This is a genomic window from Ruegeria sp. CE9 (assembly GCF_056537425.1).
In genome coordinates this window covers 35,612-54,855 of the sequence record NZ_JBQFRO010000007.1, presented here as the reverse complement: position 1 = coordinate 54,855, position 19,244 = coordinate 35,612, and the positions used below count along the sequence as shown (strand labels likewise).

General features: G+C 54.9%; 14 protein-coding genes. 8 read left to right on the top strand and 6 right to left on the bottom strand.

The genetic code is table 11. The features are described from left to right. Positions 1-29 precede the first annotated feature (29 nt). Together ACR0B3_RS14405 and ACR0B3_RS14400 are read left to right on the top strand one after the other, a co-directional pair. Entirely contained in the window at positions 30-950 is a 921-nt protein-coding gene (locus ACR0B3_RS14405; protein ID WP_480809691.1) for a LysR substrate-binding domain-containing protein, read from the top strand. A gap of 104 nt (positions 951-1,054) precedes the next feature. After that, complete coding sequence (locus tag ACR0B3_RS14400; RefSeq protein WP_480809690.1) at positions 1,055-2,104, top strand: aromatic ring-hydroxylating dioxygenase subunit alpha; 1,050 nt, start codon at positions 1,055-1,057, stop codon at positions 2,102-2,104. Positions 2,105-2,137: 33 nt separating this feature from the next. Here the strand turns inward: ACR0B3_RS14400 and ACR0B3_RS14395 are convergent, their stop codons facing one another. Next, a complete protein-coding gene (locus ACR0B3_RS14395; RefSeq protein WP_480809689.1) occupies positions 2,138-2,914 on the bottom strand; it encodes a phytanoyl-CoA dioxygenase family protein in 777 nt (258 codons plus the stop codon). A 297-nt stretch (positions 2,915-3,211) separates the two neighbouring features. Between ACR0B3_RS14395 and ACR0B3_RS14390 the strand changes: the two genes are divergently transcribed. From ACR0B3_RS14390 to ACR0B3_RS14365, 6 genes are all read left to right on the top strand, one after another. Then, a complete protein-coding gene (locus ACR0B3_RS14390) occupies positions 3,212-4,462 on the top strand; it encodes an FAD-dependent oxidoreductase (protein WP_480809688.1) in 1,251 nt (416 codons plus the stop codon). A 14-nt stretch (positions 4,463-4,476) separates the two neighbouring features. Further along, positions 4,477-4,734, top strand: coding sequence for a sarcosine oxidase subunit delta (locus ACR0B3_RS14385; RefSeq protein ID WP_480809687.1), 258 nt, complete (start codon positions 4,477-4,479; stop codon positions 4,732-4,734). Then, on the top strand, positions 4,721-7,591 hold the full coding sequence (locus tag ACR0B3_RS14380) for a 2Fe-2S iron-sulfur cluster-binding protein (RefSeq protein WP_480809686.1): 2,871 nt from the start codon (positions 4,721-4,723) through the stop codon (positions 7,589-7,591). The genes ACR0B3_RS14385 and ACR0B3_RS14380 overlap by 14 nt, the downstream gene beginning before the upstream one ends. 1 nt (position 7,592) lies before the next feature. Continuing rightward, positions 7,593-8,090: a sarcosine oxidase subunit gamma gene (locus ACR0B3_RS14375; protein WP_480809685.1), complete on the top strand. Its 498-nt coding sequence runs from the start codon at positions 7,593-7,595 to the stop codon at positions 8,088-8,090. Between the two features lie 15 nt (positions 8,091-8,105). Then, positions 8,106-8,516, top strand: coding sequence for a RidA family protein (locus ACR0B3_RS14370; protein WP_480809684.1), 411 nt, complete (start codon positions 8,106-8,108; stop codon positions 8,514-8,516). 260 nt (positions 8,517-8,776) lie between these two features. Then, positions 8,777-11,566, top strand: a complete 2,790-nt coding sequence (locus ACR0B3_RS14365; RefSeq protein ID WP_480809683.1) for a bifunctional aconitate hydratase 2/2-methylisocitrate dehydratase — start codon at positions 8,777-8,779, stop codon at positions 11,564-11,566. 99 nt (positions 11,567-11,665) lie between these two features. On the opposite strand, the gene ACR0B3_RS14360 is transcribed toward ACR0B3_RS14365, so the two are convergent. The 5 genes from ACR0B3_RS14360 to ACR0B3_RS14340 are packed head-to-tail and all read right to left on the bottom strand — an operon-like array spanning position 11,666 to position 19,202. After that, positions 11,666-12,748 (bottom strand): ferritin-like domain-containing protein, encoded by a 1,083-nt coding sequence (locus ACR0B3_RS14360; protein ID WP_480809682.1) that lies wholly within the window; start codon positions 12,746-12,748, stop codon positions 11,666-11,668. Further along, the gene (locus ACR0B3_RS14355; protein ID WP_480809681.1) at positions 12,745-14,649 is read right to left on the bottom strand and encodes a GMC family oxidoreductase; all 1,905 of its coding nucleotides are present in this window, start codon (positions 14,647-14,649) and stop codon (positions 12,745-12,747) included. The genes ACR0B3_RS14360 and ACR0B3_RS14355 overlap by 4 nt, the downstream gene beginning before the upstream one ends. Further along, positions 14,646-15,122, bottom strand: coding sequence for a hypothetical protein (locus ACR0B3_RS14350; RefSeq protein ID WP_480809680.1), 477 nt, complete (start codon positions 15,120-15,122; stop codon positions 14,646-14,648). The genes ACR0B3_RS14355 and ACR0B3_RS14350 overlap by 4 nt, the downstream gene beginning before the upstream one ends. Next, entirely contained in the window at positions 15,109-16,050 is a 942-nt protein-coding gene (locus ACR0B3_RS14345; RefSeq protein ID WP_480809679.1) for a hypothetical protein, read from the bottom strand. Before ACR0B3_RS14345 ends, ACR0B3_RS14350 begins: the two co-directional genes overlap by 14 nt. A gap of 56 nt (positions 16,051-16,106) precedes the next feature. Then, positions 16,107-19,202 (bottom strand): adenylate/guanylate cyclase domain-containing protein, encoded by a 3,096-nt coding sequence (locus ACR0B3_RS14340; protein WP_480809830.1) that lies wholly within the window; start codon positions 19,200-19,202, stop codon positions 16,107-16,109. Between the last annotated feature and the right edge of the window lie 42 nt (positions 19,203-19,244).

The following is a 19,244-nucleotide window of genomic DNA, read 5'->3' as shown; positions in this document are numbered from 1 at the left end:
TGATAATGGCTATCATTAGGGTAACTAATATGATCTTGAACTTACCATATTCCGCGCTAAGGGCATTCGAGGCGGTTGTGCGCCACTCGGGATTCTCATCAGCAGCCGATGAGTTGGGTGTCAGCCAAAGTGCGGTCAGTCAGCACGTCAGAACGCTAGAGGAATGGTTAGGGCGAGATCTGTTGGTGCGAGGCGCGCGGCAGTCGCGGCCGACCCGAGACGGAGAGCAATTGGCATTGGCAATCGCCGAAGGTCTGGGCCGTATTTCGGATGTCTGTTCGCAACTGCGCGACAAAACGCGGACTGACAAGACTATCGTGATCTCTTGTTTGCCAGGATTTGCGTTTAACTGGTTGTTTCCACGGCTTTTACACTTTGATTTGGCCCATCCGGACCTGTCGATTTCGATTGCCACCGATACCGGGTTCTATCCATTTTCTGGCGTAGATTCCGATATCGGTATTCGATATGGCCTAGGTGAATACCCGGGTTTTCATGTGGACCTGTTGATGGGCGAACGGCTGTTTCCTGTTTGTGCACCTGCGCTTTTACAAACGCTAAAAGGTACAAAGGATTTGCCGGGTCATACCCTTTTAGTCGATGAAAATTTACACCATGGGTCATCCAGCCCGACGTGGGAATATTGGGCGCGGCAATGTAACCTGACTTTACCGCCAGACCTGCGCACCCGTCGCTTCGGGCAATCTAATATGGTGGTGCAGGCTGCAATTGAAGGGTTGGGTGTCGCGTTGGGGCGCGAGCCATTGGTAATAGATGCATTGTGCGATCGTCGTCTGGTGCGCCCATTCGATTATCTGACACAATCGCCGCTGTCTTATTGGCTGGTCCGTCGACCTGAAAGCAAGGATAGCCAAAAAGTCAGTGAGTTCTTGAACTGGATCAAATCCGAAGCTAATTCACAGCCCGATTTGCCGCCGTCACAGTCGTGACCGAATTAGTTGTCCTTATATATGTCATTACAAATCCAACATGGCGCATCGCTCTGACCCTGCCATAATGCCCATAGCCACCTGACTTAATAGGAGAGCACAACATGTACCTCAGGAATTGTTGGTATGTCGCAGCCTGGAGCAAGGATATCGGGCGAGACCTTAAAGCTGAGACGTATCTGGGTGAGAACATCGTGCTATATCGTCAGCAAGATGGAACGCCTGTGGCGCTTGAGGATGCTTGCCCGCATCGCAAACTTCCGCTTTCCAACGGTAATCTGAAGGGTGATCTCGTTGAATGCGGATACCATGGTTTGACATTCGATTGCTCGGGCACTTGTATCGACAGCCCGACGCAGCGCGGGATGACACCGCGCCGAGCGGTGGTAAAATCATACCCTGTTGTTGACCGCTATCGTCTGCTCTGGATCTGGATGGGCGATCCTGAACTGGCTGACCCGGATCTGATTTTTCCAATCGAGAACTTTGAGAATGCTACCTGGGGCATGACTGATGGCGGAGTGATGGACATTGATTGCCATTATCTTTGGGTTTGCGACAATCTACTTGATCCCAGTCACGTGGCCTGGGTCCATGTCTCGTCCTTTGCCGGGGCAGGTACGGATGAAGAGCCATTGAACGTCGAAAAGACTGATCGCGGTGTGATCGTCTCGCGCTGGATCGAGAATAAGCCACCTTCGCCCTACTACGCCAAGATTGTCGCGTTTCAGGGCGATTGCGACCGCCTGCAGCATTACGAGATGTGCATGCCCGCCATCGGGTTGAACAAGTCGATCTATACGCCTGTTGGCACCGGTGGTTATGACAAAGATCCGGTGGATGAGACATTCATCAACATCTCTTACAACTTCATGACCCCGATCAATGAGGATCAGACCAGATACTTCTGGTTCCAGCATCGCAACTCTGACCCGGATAATGCCGAGGTTTCAAAGTTCATGAATGACGGGGCCCGAATGGCGTTTCTTGAGGATAAAGAAGTGTTGGAGAAAGTGCATCAGGGTATGAAGCACGCCCGGACGCCCCATATCGATCTGGGTTTGGATGCCGGCGCCAAAATTTTCCGGCGTGTGCTTGACCGGGCGATTGAGGCTGAGGCCCCCCAACCCGAAGGCACATTGCTTCAAGCCTGAGTTTGGCAAGGGCCGGGTAACCGGCCCCGCACCCTAGTCGGCCTTGTAAATGACGGGGAACCGCCCCCCTGCAAAGGGCGCGCCGGGTGTCAGACCGTCATCATGCAGCCATTCGGTGACCGTATCGCGTGGCTCATAGGTGGCACCTTCGACAGCAAATCGTATCGCATACCCGCGCCTGCGCCGGGTCGTCGTTCGATTGCCCATAGCCGAATGCACTGTCATTCCATCGAAAGCCAGTGCATCACCGGGCTCCATGTGTTCATGGTGGAAGATGTCATATTTCTCTCGATCCGCCTCAAAGTCAGGCATGTCGATATAGTCTGGGTTGTCCTGTTCCAGATAGTGAAGAAACCCGCCCAGCTGATCGGTCTTGAAGGGACGGTATTTTGCGCCCCAAGCGTGCGAACCGCGCACGAATTCCAGCGCTCCGTTATCCGGATCAACGGGGTCGAGCGCGATCCATATCGTCATGATCGGGCCAGCAACGGGCCAATAGGGTTGATCCGTGTGCCAGCCGGTCTGCGTGCGTGTTCCCGGTTCTTTCACAAAAATCTGGTCGTAGATCAGCGAGGTCCAGGGGCTTCTAGCCACTTCGGCCACGCGCTGCCCGATGTTCGAGGTCAGACAGTAATCCTGAAAGACGCCCGGGCTTTCACGCATATTCTTATAGGCAAAGTACCGATCGCCTTTCTTGACCTCGGCATCAACTGCATCACGCAGCTTGCCAAGCCACTCATCGGAAAGGATATTCTTCAACAATACGACGCCGTCGCGTGCATAGGTTTCCTGCAGGGTCGTCGTTTGCATGGTCGTTGTCATAGCTCATTCATCCATCACTTTCCTCCCAAGTCTGGGCGCGTTTCATTCGGGCGCGTCGCGCCATTTTCGCATGGAGTTACAGAACCGGAGAGCTGCGGCAATTTATGATGAAACAGGGCCATCTGGAACGTGCCGACCATTTGCCGACAAGACCTCGATGAAACTGTTCCACTTGAAAAGCCATGAGGCATCATAACCGAACTTTGCGGATCATCCAAGTGAGATTGCGTGATGGTAAATAAATTTATTGACGATACATTACCAAAGGTAAATAGTATAACTGTCATGCAAAGATATTCGATATTCTCGCTCGCGCGAAATGCAATTTCGGGTCACAAAAACTGGCCTCGGGCTTGGCGTAGCCCTCCACTCAAAGATCAGTACGAGGTCGTGGTGATCGGGGCAGGGGGTCACGGGCTGGCCACCGCTTATTATCTGGCCAAAGAGTTTGGCATAACCGACGTGGCCGTATTGGAGCGCGGCTGGTTGGGCGGAGGCAACATCGCGCGCAATACGGTGACGATCCGATCCAACTATATGCGGGACGAGTCGATCCCGTTCTACGTCAAATCTGTCGAAATGTACGAAGGGCTCACGCATGAGCTGAACTTCAACATGATGCACTCGAAACGCACCATGGTGGATGTGGTGCAAACTTGGCCCAAACTGCGAGAGCTGCGGCGTCGGCAGCTGGTGATGGACATCTATGGCTCGACCTATGAGCAGATCACGACTGAAGAATTGCGCAAACGCATACCTGCGCTGACCGGTGGAGGGCCAGATGCGCGCATGCCGATCATCTGTGGCATGGTCCATACAGATGCGGGTGTAAATCGGCATGACGCTGTGGCTTGGGGCTATGCCCGCGCTGCGGATGCGATGGGTGTCGAGATGCACCAACAGACTGCTGTGCAATCATTGATACGCTGCGCAGATGGTCACATCGAAGGTGTCGAAACCAATCGCGGCACCGTGCGCGCGAAGAAGGTTGTTGTGGCCGTGTCAGGCCATACCACCACACTGACCGAGACCGCCGGGCTCAAGCTGCCATTGCGCACGATGAACCTGACAGCTTTTGTGTCCGAACCGGTGAAGCCCTTGGTGGATGTCATCGTGAACTGCCCGGACAGTGGTTTCTATTTCAGCCAGTCTGACAAGGGTGAGATGGTGATTGGCGGGGCGCCCGACATGGGCCAGAGCTTTCGTCGCGATATCAAGCAACATGTCTTTGAAGACACGGTGACCGCGATGCTATCGCTCTTCCCGAGCTTCAAGAAGCTCAAGCTAATGCGCCAGTGGGGCGGGCATCTGGATATTGCCCATGATGCCTCACCCATCATGGATCAGACCGAGGTGCCGGGCCTGTTCGTCACTGCCGGTTGGTGGGGCGGGTATAAGGCAATCCCAGCCGGGGGACTGACGCTTGCACATCTGGTCGCCAAAGGCGAACCGCATCCGCTGATGGCCTCATTCACTTTGGATCGCTTCCGTCATCTGGAATTTGTGATGGAAGCTGGCACCACGACAGCAAGATAGAAAAGGACAGGACTATGATGCTGATCCCCTGCCCATTCTGCGGCAAACGTAATGAAAGCGAGTTCACCTATGGCGGCCCTGTTGGTGCTGACCGTCCTGATCCCAACGCCGTCACCGATGCTGAATGGGTGGAATACCTGACGGTCGCGCCCAACCCGCAGGGGCCGGTCCAAGAACGGTGGTGGCACGCGCGCGGCTGCGGCGAATGGCTGACAATCTGGCGGGATACCGTGACCCATGACATTGTGGAGGCGCCCGATGGCTCAGAGTAACCGCCGTGCATCCGGTGGTCGTATTGATCGCAGCCGCGCTCTGACGTTCCAATTTAATGGAAAATCTTACGAAGGGTTCGAAGGGGACACTCTGGCCTCGGCCCTTTTGGCAAATGGGGTGCGGGTGACCGCCCGTAGTTTCAAATACCACCGCCCGCGCGGCATTGTTGGGCACGGGCCCGAAGAGCCGGGAACTCTGGTGGAATTGGACGGCGAGGACGCATCGGGCAACCGCCCGGCGACCACGGTTCCGTTACGCGAAGGGCTTTGCGCACGCTCGGTCAATTGTTGGCCTTCACCCGAGTTTGATCTGGGTGGAATCAATCAATTGCTGAGCAGGTTCATTCCTGCGGGCTTTTACTACAAGACATTCAAATGGCCCAACTGGCACCTGTTTGAACCATCCATTCGCAAGGCGGCCGGGCTGGCAGCGGCACCAAAACGCCCGCCACAATCGGGTCATTTCGAGGCACGTCACGCACATGCTGACGTTTTGATTGCGGGCGCAGGCCCAGCCGGGCTGCTAGCCGCGCTTGAGGCCGGTCGGGCAGGAAAGCGGGTTTTCCTTGCGGATGAGGGCACTGAGGCAGGTGGAAGTCTTCTGAACCGGAACCTGACTATCGGGGAACGTCCCGCGATGGATTGGGTTGCTGACGCAGTAGCCGAGTTGCGCGACATGGCAAACGTGACCCATCTGCAGAACGCAACTGTCTGGGCCTATCGCGAACACAACCTAATGATCGTGAATGAACGTAAGGCGGATCAGGCCAGCATTCTGGAACGTAGCTGGCGGGTTCGTGCGGCAGAAGTTGTTATTGCCACCGGGGCCACTGAACGGTCGATGGTGTTTAGTAGCAACGACCGACCGGGGGTCATGCTGGCCTCCTCCTTGCAGGCTTACGTCAATCGATGGGGCGTGACGCCTGGGCAGAGTGTGGTCCTGTTCACTAACAACAACAGTGCCTATGCCGTGGCAGCTGATCTGGCAGCTGCGGGCATCACGTTGGAAGCAATCCTCGACTCTCGTGATGTCGTTCCGCAAGTCGCGCTGGACATGGTGCCTAGGATGACTGTCCACGCTGGAACGGTTGTTGCCGACATACGCGGTCACAAACGCGTACGCGCCGTCAAAGCCCTTCCCAAGGCCGGAGGCGTGGGCAGCTGGATCAACTGCGATCTGCTGGTTCACTCCGGAGGTTGGAACCCGACCGTGCATCTGTGGTCTCAGTCCCGCAGCACATTGCAGTTTGATGAGGACCTCTCTGCGTTTGTGCCGGATCGGGCGGTCCAATCCTGTCGTGCCGTAGGCGCAGCGGAGGGTGATCTGACACTGGATCGGATTATCGACGGTGGCACAGATCTGCCATATGCAATCGAGCCACTATGGTGCGTGGATGTGCCTGGGCAGGGCGGAAAGGCTTTCCTGGATATCCAGAACGATGTCTCGGTTGGTGATGTGCATCTGGCTCTGCGCGAAGGATATGACAACGTTGAACATGTCAAACGCTATACCACCGGCGGGATGGGCATAGATCAGGGCAAAACGGGCAATATCAACATTATCGGCACCGTCGCTCTGCAAAAGGGCGTACCTTTGCAAGAGGTTGGCACGACCACATTCCGGTCCCCCTATACACCGGTTTCATTCGGTGCGATCGGAGGGCTGCGTGAGGAATCGGTGTTGTTCCCCTATCGGCACACGCCGGCGACGCAATGGAACAAGGATAATGGCGCTGTGATGTATGAGGCTGGTGCCCGCTGGCGCCGCCCAGGGTACTTCCCAAAATCCGGCGAAGGCCTGCAAGATGCGGTGAACCGGGAATGCCGCGCGGTGCGTGAGGGTGTTGGCGTCTACGATGGATCTCCGCTTGGGACATTTGAGCTTAAGGGGCGCGATGTGCCGCGCCTTTTGGACTTTCTGTACTCCAACATCATGTCCAGCCTGAAGCCTGGTGAAGGTCGCTATGGTCTCATGCTGTCTGATGACGGGCTGATCCTGGATGACGGGGTGGCGTTTCGGCTGGATCAGCATCGCTGGATGATCTCAACTTCAACGGGCCATGCGGATGCAGTCAACCAGCACATGGAAAAACTGCTTCAGACCGAGTTTCCAGACTGGCAGGTCATGATCACTACGGTGACAAGCCAATGGAATAACGCCACCATTTGTGGGCCACGTGCGCGCGATGTCATGCACGCTCTGGGTACAGATATCGATCTGTCGCCAGAAGCTTTTCCCTTCATGGCACTCCGGGACGGCGAGGTCGCAGGATTTCCTGCGCGGGTCGTGCGTGTCAGCTTCACCGGCGAGCTGTCCTTTGAGGTCAACGTCGCCCCACGCCACATGGCGGCCTTGTGGGATAAGGTGATGGAGGCTGGCGCGCCCTTAGGCATTTTGCCAGTCGGCTCGGAATCCAGCCACGTTCTGCGGGTTGAAAAGGGTTTTCTCTCGCTGGGCCATGAGGTCGACGGCACGGTCGATGCTTTTGACCTGGGCATGGGCTGGGCCATGTCGAAGAAAAAGCCCGACTATCTGGGCAAGCGTTCGGTGTTATTACGCCGCGAAGCGGAAACCGCACGCCGGGAACTAGTTGGCATCTTGCCGGATGACCCGAACCAGCAGGTGCCGGAAGGCGCGCCGCTTACACCAGAAGGCCGGAAAGAGGCCACCGAAGGTTTGGTCACCGCATGCGTCTGGAGCGTCGTCAACAACCGTTGGATTGGGTTGGCATTGCTGAAAAATGGCCACAAACGCCACGGACAAATCGCACATGTTCGTGTGAAAGACGAGGTGATCCCAGTGACCATCACAAAACCGGTGTTCCATGACCCTGAAGGTAAGTTGCTGAGGTCCTGAGATGAGCTACGATGCACAAATTGAACGCCAAGATCTGAATGCACTATTTGATCTCAAGGGCAGTTCCGGAGCGGTTCAGAAATGGGTCGGAGACGCATTGCCTTCCTTGCCCGACATGCCCAATACCCGGGCAAACAAGGGCACAACCGAATTGTATTACATCGGGCGTGATCACTGGATTGTAAGGGCCCCGTTGGAGGCGGAAGAGATGCTGCAGGCGCAGTTCAAACCTGCGGATTGCCCTGCCGATATCAGTATCGTCCGGGTCTCGGACACGATGACATTCTTCAGCGTCACTGGATCAAAAGCATCAGAAATCATGTCCATTGCTTGCCCGCTTGATCTGCACGACACTGTGTTTGCAGACGACGCGGTCACCTATTCCGAAGTGTTTGGCCTCAAAGCGTTGGTGATGCGGTGCAATGGCGGTTTCGAATTCGCAGTCGAACAGAGCTTTGGGGACATGGTCGAAGATTACCTGGCCCGCGCCATGGCCTGACAAAAAGGAGAGCTTATGGCCCGTACGCATATCCACAAATATCAGACCCGCTATCACGCGCAGGCGACTTACTCCAAAGCTATCCGCGCGCGTGGTGATTTCGTGTTCATGCAAGGTCAGGTTGGCACTTTGCTGGACGGAACGCTTATCGGTGAGGGTGACCCTGGAGCGCAGGCCGACCAGGCATGCAAAAATATCCAGCGATGGATGGAAGAGGCTGGGGGCAGCCTGTCCGATGTATGCAAGCTGACTGTCTATGTCACCGATATCTCATACCGCCCGGCTGTTTACGAAGCGATCAATCGTTGGTTTGAGGGCGTTCATCACTGTTCGACCGGAGTTGTGGTGAAAGGGCTGGCTGATCCCACACTGTTGGTCGAAATCGACGCTATGGCAGTGATCGATGATGATGGGGCGGGCACCTAGGCCTCAGGACGCCTTGCCAAATATCAGTAGCGCTGACAGCGCTTACTTTGCCCGATATTCAGCTTCAAAGAATCCGTTCAATCAGTCTCAAACCCGATCATGATCGTATTCGAAAATTTGATCTGCACGGGACATCGCGTCACACGGGTAGGGCTTGCAAGTTATTCTGATTTAGTATACCGCCGCATACAATTAGAAATTCCCGGCATTCGACCCATCCTTGAATGCCTGAAATCGAGCCACATTGATCGGAACGAGCCATGAGCCTTTACACTGAATACCTCGATGAAATCGAAACCCGCAAGGCGCAAGATCTGCACCCGAAGCCGATCGATGACGGAGCGCTTGTCGAAGAGCTGGTTGTGCAGATCAAAGACGATGCGCATGAGCATCGAACAGATTCACTGCACCATTTCATCTACAATACGCTGCCGGGCACAACCAGCGCCGCCGGTGTTAAGGCGCGCTTTTTGAAAGAGATTATTCTTGGCGATGCAACCGTCGAAGAGATTTCGGTTCCGTTTGCATTCGAGCTGTTGTCGCACATGAAAGGTGGCCCGTCAGTCGAGGTTCTTCTTGATCTCGCATTGGGAGAAAACGCAGAAATTGCCGGGCAGGCCGCCGAGGTGCTGAAAACGCAGGTCTTCCTGTACGAGGCAGATACGGACCGGTTGAAAGAGGCCTTTGACGCTGGAAATTCGATCGCGCGCGACATCCTTGAAAGCTATGCCAAGGCAGAGTTCTTCACCAAACTGCCCGATATCGACGAAGAAATCGAAGTTGTGACCTATGTTGCAGCTGAAGGCGATATCTCGACCGATCTGTTGTCGCCGGGCAACCAAGCACACTCGCGCGCTGACCGTGAACTGCACGGCAAATGCTTTATCTCGGATAAGGCGCAGCAAGAAGTTGAAGCGCTTAAGCTGCAGCACCCCGGCAAGCGAGTGATGTTGATTGCCGAGAAAGGCACCATGGGTGTAGGCTCGTCGCGTATGTCCGGGGTGAACAACGTGGCGCTGTGGACCGGCAAGCAGGCCAGCCCTTATGTGCCCTTCGTCAATTTCGCCCCGATTGTGGCGGGCACTAACGGTATCTCTCCCATCTTTCTGACAACGGTTGGTGTGACCGGAGGCATCGGTCTGGACCTTAAAAACTGGGTCAAGAAAGTGGACGATGACGGCAAAGCGATCATGAACAACGATGGCAACCCGATCCTTGAAGAAAAGTACTCGGTCGCTACCGGTACGGTTCTGAAGATCAACACCAAAGATCACAAACTTCTAAGCGAAGATGGCGATGAACTAGTGGATGTGTCTTCGTCTTTCACCCCGCAGAAAGTTGAATTCATGAAGGCCGGTGGCTCGTACGCCATTGTGTTCGGCAAGAAACTGCAGACGCTTGCGGCCGAGACATTGGGTGTCGAAGCACCCCTGGTTTTCGCTGCATCCAAGGAAATCAGCCACGAAGGTCAGGGGCTGACAGCGGTCGAGAAAATCTTCAACAAGAACGCCGTGGGCACGACGCCTGGCAAGACCTTGCATGCCGGATCGGATGTGCGCGTAAAGGTCAACATCGTCGGCTCGCAGGACACCACCGGTCTGATGACCATGCAAGAGCTTGAGGCGATGGCCGCGACAGTCGTGTCGCCCAGCGTTGATGGCGCCTATCAGTCGGGCTGTCACACAGCCTCGGTCTGGGATGCGAAGGCACAGGCAAACACACCTCGCCTGATGAAGTTCATGAATGACTTTGGTCTTGTCACGGGTCGTGACCCGAAGGGCGTTTATCATTCTATGACGGACGTGATCCACAAGGTGTTGAACGATATCACGGTAGATGACTGGTCGGTCATCATCGGCGGCGACAGCCACACCCGTATGTCCAAAGGCGTCGCCTTTGGTGCCGACTCGGGAACCGTTGCATTGGCGCTGGCCACCGGTGAAGCCTCGATGCCGATCCCGGAATCGGTCAAGGTGACCTTCAAAGGCAAAATGGCCGGGCACATGGATTTCCGCGATGTGGTACACGCGACCCAGGCGCAGATGCTGGAACAGCATGGCGACAACGTGTTCCAGGGCCGGGTGATCGAAGTGCACATTGGGACGCTGCTCGCGGACCAGGCATTCACCTTCACCGACTGGACAGCCGAGATGAAAGCCAAAGCTTCGGTCTGCATCTCGAATGACGAGACCCTGATCGGCTCGCTGGAACTGGCCAAATCGCGCATTCAGATCATGATCGACAAGGGCATGGAGCATGAAAACGGTATGCTGCAGAAGCTGATCAACATTGCTGATGCGCGCATTGCGGAGATCAAGTCAGGTGAAAAGCCTGCGCTGACCCCGGATGACAATGCGAATTACTTCGCTGAGGTCGTCGTCGATCTGGATCAGATCGTCGAGCCGATGATCGCGGATCCGGACGTCAACAACGCCGATGTCTCTAAGCGGTACACCCACGACACGATCCGCCCGATCTCGTACTACAATGCTGAAAAGCATGTGGATCTGGGCTTCGTCGGCTCGTGCATGGTGCACAAGGGTGACATCAAGATCGTAGCCCAGATGCTGAAGAACCTTGAGAAGGAAACCGGCAAGGTCGAATTCAAGGCCCCGCTGGTCGTCGCCGCCCCAACCTACAATATCATCGATGAGTTGAAGGAAGAAGGCGATTGGGAGGTTCTCGAGAAATACTCTGGCTTCGAATTCGACGATCTGTTCCCGAAACAGAAGGCTCGTACAGAATACGAAAACATCCTGTATCTCGAACGTCCGGGCTGTAACCTTTGCATGGGCAACCAAGAGAAAGCCGCCAAGGGTGACACGGTTCTGGCCACCTCGACCCGCCTGTTCCAAGGCCGTGTTGTGGCAGATGCGCCGGACAAGAAAGGTGAATCTCTGCTCGCATCCACTCCGGTTGTGGTGCTTTCCGCCATTTTGGGGAGAACTCCAAAAATCGAGGAATACAAAGCCGCTGTCGAAGGGATTGACCTGACCCGCTTTGCGCCGCCTGTCGCGATACCGGGAAACACCAATTCGGCGCATTTCTAATCGAATAGGGCCGGTCGCCACATAGGTAGACCGGCCCTTATTATCAAGCGCGTTTGTGGTATCCAATGCCCGTTTTAACCAGTGAAAAATTGGTTAAACCTATGACTTTCCAAGATATGTCCAGGTCGGTCCGGCGGTTTCCCCCGAGCCGTCCGGCAATGGAATGCGCATCAGTTTCTGCGCAAGAGATTTAAGGTCGTACATCGTGGGCACCAAAGACCTTAGCGCGGATTTGTCTTCGTTAAACGCAGTGTGCAAGCCATCCAATAGGCTGGTCCAGGTCGCATTAAACTCGCCAGACATTTCAGCTATCTCGCGCGCATTCCTGTAGTTGCTCTCGGACGGGTCATCCCGCATCGGGGAGACTGCGCTCCAATCGACGATCAGATCACCTCCTGTCGGAGGGCCATCCACGCAGTCATCCGGCTTGTAGTATCGGCTGTGAAGGATTTCATTGAATTTGAAGTAGTGCGCGACATCCTCGTGGTGCTCGGGGCCGGGAATAATGTCTTTGTCGCCAGCCCTGTGGCCCAGGTCTGCGCCTTCTCCTTCATCCATGATTATCTTTATTGCCTTCAGCGCGGCCTTTCGGCGCTGTGCTGGGGTGCCGATCACTTCGATCACCTCTCCACCGGCCCCGAAATAGTCGGCGCCTGTGATTTGCCGCGCCTCATTTCCCGTGAAAATCGCGGCGTCGCCGTAGGTATCGCAGGCATTGCGCAATCGTTCCCGGACGTAGATATAATACCCTCCGATCGTTTGAAAATCGCCTTTCCTGGCATTAACCCGATTTTTGGGAGCCGTTTCCACCGCGCGAAAGCTTTTGATCTGTTCCGGTGTGAACCTGCGCAGATAAACTGTCGGGCCGCGGCCACCCAACAACGGCTGAGGATACTTCGGCAACAGCTTGGGGTTGTTCAGCGTTGGCGTCCCACCTATCGAATTCATGACATTCGCGACCAGAACCATATGCAGCATTTCTTCGACCATGACCTGCCGGATCACCTCAATCGGTTCTGCATTCACGATGGTTGGTTCGGATCGGTCATATTGGCCTTGTTCCAGTATTGAATAACACGCCGTCGCATAGGGGGGGATGGTCGTGAGTTCCAGAATAAGTGCGTCTTGCAGTAACCCGCACAGTGTTTTGCGCTCTTTCTCCAGCTTTTCTTTAGAAGTCATTTCGCACCCCCTTTCCGAACGGCATCAGATATCGCCCGGGACGCTCTGTAGGCCATTGCCGACATTGTAAGTGTCGGGTTCGATGTGGCGATTGTAGGCATGGATCCTGCACCAACCATCCACAGATTGTCATGATCCCAGGTCCGCATGACATCGTTGGTCACCGAGTTTCTTGGATGCGTGCCGATCCGGTGGGTCCCAACCAGATGCCCAGCGCCATAGAATGTGTACCCCCGGCCATCGTAGGTGAAGTACCCGGCGTCGGACTGATCGTAGGCGGTGTGATTGCGGATACCCAGTCGTTGGAAAATCTGAATGCTGGTGTCATAGGCTGCCGCAAGTCCGGCCCGTGAATAATCATCCAGATCATAGCTGATCACCGGTCGGTATTCGCCCATCGGTGTTCGATAGGCGGGATCGATCGTAACACGATTGGTTGCGCGGGGCAGTTGCTCGACCAGCGTGCCGATCCTAACCTGCCTTTGAACATCATGATACAGCTTATCCCTGAGCGCTGTACCATAAAGGTTTTCCTGCTCAACCAGACGCGCCACATCCGAATTCGGCGCCCCAGTCGCAAGGTTCCAACCCCAATTGCCGATCTCCAGCCTGAAGGCCGCGGTTTTGTCACGAAATCCACCGTCCCGGAAATTTGCGTAGCTTGACGTCGACCCCGGTCCGCGAAACGGGCCGACAGGCTCGGGTGTGGCACCCCATGTAATCATGTATGGGTGATCCATCAGGTTGCGACCAAGCTCGCCACTGGTCTTACAAATCTCGGACGCCAGCGCGAGGGTCACGTTCTCCACCGCACCACCGGCAAGGACATATTGTTTGCCCCTGGCCCTGCGCAACTCGTACTGGGCGACGCCGGGAAAGGGATATTTCTTGTAGACGATACCTGAGACACGCCCGCTTTCCGCAAGCTCAACCTTCGATGCCACAGCCTGCGTGATCGTCTTCATGTGATGTTTGCGGACATGCTTGGCATCTTCCAGCGTCTTCATCGCATTGTATTTTGCCTGAATCGGACAGATCGGTATGCAGCTTGAATTACCTTCGCACCGTTGACCCATATAGGCAAACGGGCCGGTCGCGCCGCGCGGGCGGAACTGTTGCCGCATCTTGCGGCCCACGGGTATGCCCTTGGCATTCTTGGGCTTGCGCGGGGTCGAGTTTCGACCTTGAGGTGTACGTGACACTTTCAGTCTGACGGTATCCGCTGCATCTTCGCCAATCTCGATGGGCATCCCGTCAGCTTGCGAAAAGAACCCATCCAAATAGGATGAGGGGATTGAATGCATGGGGAAGTCATAATCTTTGGCGAAGTACCCCCGGTTGTCATGCTTGCCCGAGGTTTTGATTCCCAGCGCTCTGGGTGTTTGTTCTTCGGCATCGGCCGAGACGCCAATCTCCCACTCGGCACGTTCATAGTCGGATCGGAGATCCTTGTAGCCAAACGGCCAATCGACGCCCAGACCGAATCTGCTCTGCATTTCAAAATCTGCGGGCATCATCCGAAGACTGGTGCCCAGCCAATGCAGCGAAGTGCCTCCATAGGCGCGCAGGTAGTTGCTGCCGAACGGCAATGGGCCGCGCTGAACAAAGTATCCGTTTGTATCCGGCTCTGTGCCTCGCACAGCGGTGATATCCAGAACCGAAGGCGAGGGTAAAGTAGGTAGATCCGGATAGGGTGAGTTCGGGGTTTTGGCCAACGAAAGATAGTATTGGTCAAGATACGATCGGTACGTCTCCCAGGTCTTGCCATGATCTGCACCGGCCTCAAGGATCAGGACGGAATGCCCTGCTGATACCAGTTCTTTCGCAAGAATAGCGCCGGAAAAACCGGCACCTACGATCACGACATCATAGGTTCTGTCATCGTCTGTTATCGCATTCATTGGCCTGCCTCCCGTTTCCGAGGAGGTTCAAGCGACCAGGCCCCAAAACCCTGCTGTTTTGCCCCCATAGGGTGGGCCCCGATGGCGTCCCAGACCAGACCTTCCTTGTACGAGCGGGTCGAGATGATCTTAACCACATCAAACCGAGACGCGCCGTAGATTTCGCGCCATTCTTGCGATAGCGGCACCCACTGACCCGTATACCAAAGCTGTATCAGCGACCGCGCAATTGGGCCGAGGCATTTGTCAGACAGATAGGTGTTGCGGATGATCTGGTCATCGTTACCTTTCCCAAGCGATTGAGCGTGGGACAGAAACCGGTTCAGTATCTCTTCTGGCAAAACCTGCCTGAATTGATGCCAATATTCCCCTGCACAACCCGTTCCCTGAAGTTCGGCACTATTATAACCTGTCAACGCCGCGCTTATTGTCAGGAATGGCTGGAATGTTGGGCTATTGTCATGATGTGACATGGCGGTCTCCATCGATGGCATCCACATAGAACCCGCGCGGCTCAAAGCAGGCGGGTGGGCTTTCAAAGACCTGCACGGCAATCGGGGTAAAATCGGTGAACAACCGGTGCATGTCGCGCGTCATCGGAAAATCATTATCACCGAGCTTCAGCTTGAATGTCTTGGCGATGCGCTTGCCGTCCTTGTTGTTCAGCATTGCGGTTTCGAAGAGGCCCGAGATGGTCCATCTGGTCCAGACGGTGCGGCCAAGGCCAGTCGCAAATTCCGGGATTGGAGTGCAATTGGTAGTGGTCCACTGATTTCCACCCAGCTTTCCCAAATCAGCGGTTAGGTCGTAGACGATGGTTTGTGGATCATCCGGATTAACCAGCTGAATCCACCACGATTTTGGTGAGATTGGCGGATGGCCTTTCATCTTGGCGTTCAAAGATGGAACCTTGTAATTGAACTGCCCAAGAAACTTGGGCTCACCAAAGGCCTGGCGCCCCGCCTTGACGGCGACTGCATTGTCGGCGGCAACATGTATCCGCAGATGTCCGATTGTTTTGGTCTGATCCCGGCCGTGCAGATACTCTGTCAGCGTCATCTTCGGTACACCGGGCACCCGGTTCGAAGGATATGCCAGAAGGTTGAATTCGACCTCGTTCACGAAGCCCAAAGAATTGTCGTAGTGGGCGGTGTAGCGCTGAAAGTTTAAAAGTATGACGGCTTTGTTCTCGCCGTTTTCATCCGGAAATTCCGCGACACACAAACCTGTCCCTTTAACAAAGGGTTTGGCCGCTTCGACGGAAGTAAACCAATACATCCATTGGCATTGCAGGGAGGCGTAATAGAATGGAAACGTATCGAACTGCTTGGGCAGTTTTGGCATGACGCCGGTGACATCGGTCTGATGGCACTGGGCGCCTTTTGATTTCTTCTTAGTCATAATGGCTTGTCCTCCCGACTGGCTTTGACTAACTCGAATGCCTCAAATCCCCGCGATTAATTCTCCGTCTTTGCAGTTGCGAGTTTCTTCAAAATCGAACGTGTCTCGATCAAATCGGGAACGTCGGGTGCGGTGACATTCTCAAACGATTTGGCGATCCGCCTTATGCAATCAGTGGATGGATTAAGCTTTGCCAGCTCTTTGACGGTGCGCAGCAGCGGGCCAAAGTGCCCGCGATCCAGCGCCAATGAAACTGCCTGCTCGAAATGCTTGATGCAGGTTTCTTCATCGCCATGGGACAGTGCCAGTCTTCCTCGCAGCCGCGTCAGACCGACAATCCAGAACTGTTCACCACCATCCTGTGTGATCTGTTCGGCCTCGTCCAACAGTTCTTCGGCAAGTTCGAGACGCCCGTGGAGAATGGCTGCATCGGCATAGAGGTACAGAAAGAAACTCAGCCCTAGCCGACAGCCAGTGTCTCGCCATTCCTGCAGGCCCAGCTCAATTTCCTTTAGGGCGCTTTCGCCCAACTCGTTCCTGCGCGCCCAGCCGTTCATAACCCGTGCCCAGCCACGCCAGAACTGAAATGAGTACTCTTCCGACAGGGCAATCAGGTTGGCCGAGCTTTCCAGTACAAGGCTTTCTTCGCCTCTGAACTGAGAAATCCAACCCAGAAATGCATTTGCAAAGGACTGACTGAAGGGGTGTGCTGTTTCTTCGGCATGAAGCACGGCCTTTTCAATCGCATCCAATGCGTATTCCGTGTCACCGGACAACCAGCAAGACAACGCCCGATAGCCCTGAAGCGCGACGGACAGGTCAACAACATCAAAATCCAGTCCCATGAACCGGTGCTCAAGTGACAGATTGACATCAATCCCAGCAACTAAATGCGTCAGAGCGTTCTGCGGCTCGCCGAGATAGGTTTGTAGCGAGCCAAGTGATCTTTCGGCAGAGACAATCGCCAGTGGGCTTTTCAGATCTTGGGTAAGAGACACAAGGCGGTCTGCATTCTGCTTGGAAACAGCATATTCCCCCCCCAGCATCGTCGACCGAAACTGGCCATAGACAACTTTGAACAACCGTTCTGTCTCGCCATATTCACGGCACAGATCTTGGGCGCGCGCATACGCAGACAAAACCGAATTGTGCGCATAGCCACGGACAAATGCCAACGGAACTGCGATTGTTATTTGCAGATCAATTTCGCGGCGGTCACGATCCTGCGACGGGGGCAATTCCTGCAAACATTCCAAAGCGTGCTGCAGATGGGTGATCGCCTCTACATTTGCAGAATGATCCAGCGCCTGACGTGCGGCCCGCATCAAGTTAATCTCGGCCGCCGAATAATCGCCAGCCCGCCAATAGTGATGGCCCAGAATCTCGGGCTCGTGTTTGACAATTTCCAGGTAATTTTCTTCAAGAACTTCGGCAATCTGACCATGCCATCTGGCCGCCGTAGATCGCAGCATCGACTGATAGGCTGCATCCTGCACCAAGGCATGTCGGAACCTGTAGGTGTCCTCCACTCCGCGCAAACCCGCTGGCACGATCAACTCTGTTTCAAGCAACTGATCAAGCGCCGAGGTGATTTCCTGATCGCTCCATTTCAGAACATGGCTCAGCAAAGTTCTTTCGAAATTGCGGCCAATCGCAGCCGCAACCTGCACGATCTCTCGGCTGGCAGACAAGCGATCCAAGCGTGCCATCAACGAGTCTTGCAAGGATTCAGGTATGGCCATCGACAGCTCGGCCTTGCTTTGACCCCTGCTTGCCAGCAACCCGGATTCCATTGCCATTTTAGTCAGTTCTTCGACAAAGAGGGGCACACCATCGGTCCGATCCGCCAACTGGCTTAGCACCTCATCCGACGGACGAATTCCCGAGATGCTTTCAACCAATTTGAAAATATCGCGCCGAACCAGACGATTTAACTCCAATGAAGTCACATGGGACTGGTTTCGCCATGGAGACTGGAATTCGCTGCGGGCGGTCATCAAAACCAGGCAGCGCCGGTTTGACAGCTGCTCAACCCACCCGTTGACGAATTCCAATGTTGAGGCGTCGAACCAATGCACGTCATCCAGCAACAACATAAGCGGCGATCTTTGCTCGAGCCCCGCGCAAAGTCGGAGCAATGCTTCGATTAGGGCCCCTTTTTCCCGTTCAGGCGCCATCGGTTCGGCTGGTGCTGAGGTGTCTTCCAGAGCAACAAGGCGCAGAATTGGAAGGGCACAAGCCGGATCATCCAACCCAAGGTCAGTTAAGAAGCTTAGGACCTTCTTGCGACTTTGCTCGGTCGTTTCATCTGGCGACATACCCGTGAGCGCCGTCAGCGCATTCTTTACCGGATAAAAAGCGCTGCTTTGATGAAGGGGAGACCCGAACAAAATGAACTGGGAGGCATCTTCATCGGCCAGATCTTCACTCAGCCCAAAAGCAATCTTGGATTTACCGACGCCCGCGTCGCCAGTCAGCAACAAAACTTGCCCTTCGCCCTCCAATGCACCTTCCCATCTTGAACGGACCAAAGCGATCTCAGCTGTCCGGCCGATGGTTGGCGTCGTATCGTGGGAAAAGTCTTTGCGCGCAGCCTCGAAGCCCTGCACTTTCTGCTGAACCTGAAACAACTCAATCGGTGAACTAACACCAGCCAACGGTGGCGCACCCAGCGAGATATAATTGAGCCGTTCACCAATTAAACGGCGCGTTACCTCCGAGATGACAACTTGCCCAATATCGGCAACAGACTGGATACGTGCTGCGACGTTTGGTGTATCCCCGAACAACCACATCTTTTCATCCAGCGAAGAACTGTTGGCTGTGCCCACGACAACTGGTCCCGTGTGCATACCAACACGCACGTTGGTCGATATAGGTTTGCCGGAAAAACCAACCTCGATACTTTCAGCTATCTTGGTGATTTCAAGCGCGCACAGCGCGGCGGAATAGTGGCTGGCTTCTTGTGCGACGGGGTAGCCAAAAATCGCCACCACGCCATCGCCCGCATAGTTCGCGATCTCGCCACCGAATTTCGCGACAGTGTTTCCTACCAGATCTCGATATTGGGTAATCAGGTCTCGGTAATCTTCTGGATCGAATTTCTCTGACAAGGCGGTCGAGCCAACCAAGTCACAAAATAGGACGGTCAACTGCCTTCGTTCGGCAACGTTTTCTGGTGTCGGAGCGATGGG

Excerpts from the sequence above, each read along its gene's own strand:
- ACR0B3_RS14370 (WP_480809684.1), top strand. The coding sequence starts at position 8,106 with ATGGCCCGTACGCATATCCACAAATATCAGACCCGCTATCACGCGCAG.
- ACR0B3_RS14380 (WP_480809686.1), top strand. The coding sequence starts at position 4,721 with ATGGCTCAGAGTAACCGCCGTGCATCCGGTGGTCGTATTGATCGCAGC.
- ACR0B3_RS14345 (WP_480809679.1), bottom strand. The coding sequence starts at position 16,050 with ATGACTAAGAAGAAATCAAAAGGCGCCCAGTGCCATCAGACCGATGTC.
- ACR0B3_RS14395 (WP_480809689.1), bottom strand. The coding sequence starts at position 2,914 with ATGCAAACGACGACCCTGCAGGAAACCTATGCACGCGACGGCGTCGTA.
- ACR0B3_RS14365 (WP_480809683.1), top strand. The coding sequence starts at position 8,777 with ATGAGCCTTTACACTGAATACCTCGATGAAATCGAAACCCGCAAGGCG.
- ACR0B3_RS14355 (WP_480809681.1), bottom strand. The coding sequence starts at position 14,649 with ATGAATGCGATAACAGACGATGACAGAACCTATGATGTCGTGATCGTA.
- ACR0B3_RS14405 (WP_480809691.1), top strand. The coding sequence starts at position 30 with ATGATCTTGAACTTACCATATTCCGCGCTAAGGGCATTCGAGGCGGTT.
- ACR0B3_RS14350 (WP_480809680.1), bottom strand. The coding sequence starts at position 15,122 with ATGTCACATCATGACAATAGCCCAACATTCCAGCCATTCCTGACAATA.
- ACR0B3_RS14400 (WP_480809690.1), top strand. The coding sequence starts at position 1,055 with ATGTACCTCAGGAATTGTTGGTATGTCGCAGCCTGGAGCAAGGATATC.
- ACR0B3_RS14385 (WP_480809687.1), top strand. The coding sequence starts at position 4,477 with ATGATGCTGATCCCCTGCCCATTCTGCGGCAAACGTAATGAAAGCGAG.
- ACR0B3_RS14360 (WP_480809682.1), bottom strand. The coding sequence starts at position 12,748 with ATGACTTCTAAAGAAAAGCTGGAGAAAGAGCGCAAAACACTGTGCGGG.
- ACR0B3_RS14375 (WP_480809685.1), top strand. The coding sequence starts at position 7,593 with ATGAGCTACGATGCACAAATTGAACGCCAAGATCTGAATGCACTATTT.
- ACR0B3_RS14390 (WP_480809688.1), top strand. The coding sequence starts at position 3,212 with ATGCAAAGATATTCGATATTCTCGCTCGCGCGAAATGCAATTTCGGGT.